Genomic DNA, 2,114 nt, shown 5'->3' on the forward strand with positions numbered 1-2,114 from the left:
GATATAAACTCAGCATTATTTTAAAGTTAGAATAACACATTCCTCTAAAGAAAATTGTAATCCATACAATTTTCTTATTCATTGTATGGATTTTATGTGTTAAATTTGTATGCAATAATGCTCTTGATTAAGGATGTGAATAATATGAAAAATAGAAATCAAATAAGAATCGCATTCCGTGCAGCTTTCCCTTATACAATACCTATTTTTGCTGGTTTTGTATTTTTAGGAATTGCTTATGGAATCTACATGAACTCTCTGGGTTTCAGTGCAATATATCCAATTCTAATGAGTTTAATCATATTCGCAGGATCAATGGAATTTATTGCAGCTAATTTATTACTGGTTGCTTTTAATCCAATTCATGCACTTTTTCTTACTTTAATGGTGAATGCACGGCATTTATTTTATGGTATTTCTATGCTAGATAAGTATAAAGGAACTGGTAAGAAAAAGTTTTATCTTATTTTTGGACTATGTGATGAATCTTTTTCTATTAATTCTACTGTTGATATTCCAAAAGGTGTTGATAAGGGTTGGTTTATGTTCTTCGTGACACTGCTTAATCATTTGTATTGGGGTATAGGAGCCGCAATTGGTGGTATTTTTGGTTCCCTTGTACACTTCAATACAAAAGGACTAGATTTCGTTATGACAGCACTTTTCGTTGTGATTTTTGTTGAACAATGGATGAGGGAGAAAAAGCATTATAGCGCTCTTGTAGGACTGGGATTATCGATATTTAGCCTAATTATTTTTGGTGGAAACAATTTCATAATTCCTGCAATGATTATGATTTTATTAGTACTTACTATCCTAAAAAAACCAATAGAGAACATAGAGGAGGTTTCCGTGTGACAATGAGTTTACTGCAACAAGTTATAACAGTTGGTATAGTGGTTTTAGGCACAATGATTACAAGGTTCCTTCCCTTCTTAGTGTTCCCATCAGATAAACCTACTCCGCAATATGTCCAGTATCTCGGTAAGGTACTACCTTCAGCTGTCATAAGTCTTTTAGTTATTTACTGTTTTAAGGATCTGAACTTATTATCCGGCAATCATGGTGCTCCAGAATTAATTTCAGTAGGAGTAGTAATAATCCTTCACATATGGAAGAGACAAATGCTTCTCTCCATAGCAGGTGGAACAATTATCTACATGCTGTTAGTACAATTGTTTTTTAATTAAATTTAAAGTGACAAGTAATTGATCCTATCATCCTTCTATTTTAGAAATAGGATCATTATATTCAATAAACTAAAGAATAAGCAATGAATGCATTAGCATGCGCAATTCTTTTCGATAATACAGTGAGCTTCGAGAAAGATTACTATTAGACTAGTTACAACGCACCAGTGGGCTAAATCTAATTATCAATGTTGTCTCTACTTCTGTAATATTTTGTATTTAACTCCAACTACAAAAAATATGAAGAAGGTTGGCAAATATCTTACCTCTTAGTTCAGAGCATATTAATTTTCCTAGATGAATACAACTTTATTTTTAGGAATTCTCCTTCGTTTTGTCCTTTAAGGGAATCAGAACCTTAGCTCTTCCCAAATTCTCTTAGCGTACGAAATTTGCGTTTTAATGGCGCTACCCTATCGCTATCAAGCTAACAAGACAAAATACTCTCTAAAATGAAAAAGGCGTTATTCTTTCTGAGAAATCATAGGAAAGAATAACGTCTTTATATTAATATTGCAACCCGTATCTAAAACCGCAATAGCTATGTCCTTTCCTTTCTCCTTTTTCTCCCATACTAACGGAGAAAACTCATCTCTTAGCCTTAGGAACTACAGGGATAGCATAATCAATCAAAATCCACGAGGTTTCCGTACTTAGAAATCTCCCACTTAACGACCTTACAGCCTATAGAAATTGAAAGTAGTTTAATTCTCTAACATGGATTGCGGAACAACTTTTTTTCCCACTACTTTAAATTCAATTTCCCCTTTTTCTCCATATATTAGTTCTATAATTGGAATAGTTACCATTAATTTTCCCTTCTTTTTTCTTTCTGTCTCTAAATCAATTATTTTCATGTCACAATCCCCTTTATTTATTATAAACAAGGAGAAAGCACTCATTTGAGTGCTTTCTCCTTGTTTA

The 2,114-nt window shown here is 32.7% G+C and carries 3 protein-coding genes; 2 read left to right on the top strand and 1 reads right to left on the bottom strand.

All coding sequences use genetic code 11. The features are described 5' to 3' along the window. Positions 1-117 precede the first annotated feature (117 nt). Both azlC and ABWK52_RS28700 read left to right on the top strand, forming a co-directional pair. Complete coding sequence (azlC, locus tag ABWK52_RS28695) at positions 118-858, top strand: azaleucine resistance protein AzlC (RefSeq protein ID WP_098542307.1); 741 nt, start codon at positions 118-120, stop codon at positions 856-858. Next, entirely contained in the window at positions 855-1,190 is a 336-nt protein-coding gene (locus ABWK52_RS28700) for a branched-chain amino acid transporter permease (protein WP_000178819.1), read from the top strand. Before azlC ends, ABWK52_RS28700 begins: the two co-directional genes overlap by 4 nt. Before the next feature lie 704 nt (positions 1,191-1,894). Here the strand turns inward: ABWK52_RS28700 and ABWK52_RS28705 are convergent. Then, complete coding sequence (locus tag ABWK52_RS28705; protein WP_000691090.1) at positions 1,895-2,047, bottom strand: hypothetical protein; 153 nt, start codon at positions 2,045-2,047, stop codon at positions 1,895-1,897. Positions 2,048-2,114: the final 67 nt, after the last annotated feature.

Origin of the sequence: Bacillus sp. AP50 (assembly GCF_040492675.1) — a bacterium.
GTDB lineage: Bacteria > Bacillota > Bacilli > Bacillales > Bacillaceae_G > Bacillus_A > Bacillus_A cereus.

What these genes read in the sequence shown, in the direction of transcription:
- azlC (WP_098542307.1), top strand. Translation starts at nt 118, where the DNA reads ATGCTCTTGATTAAGGATGTGAATAATATGAAAAATAGAAATCAAATA.
- ABWK52_RS28705 (WP_000691090.1), bottom strand. Translation starts at nt 2,047, where the DNA reads ATGAAAATAATTGATTTAGAGACAGAAAGAAAAAAGAAGGGAAAATTA.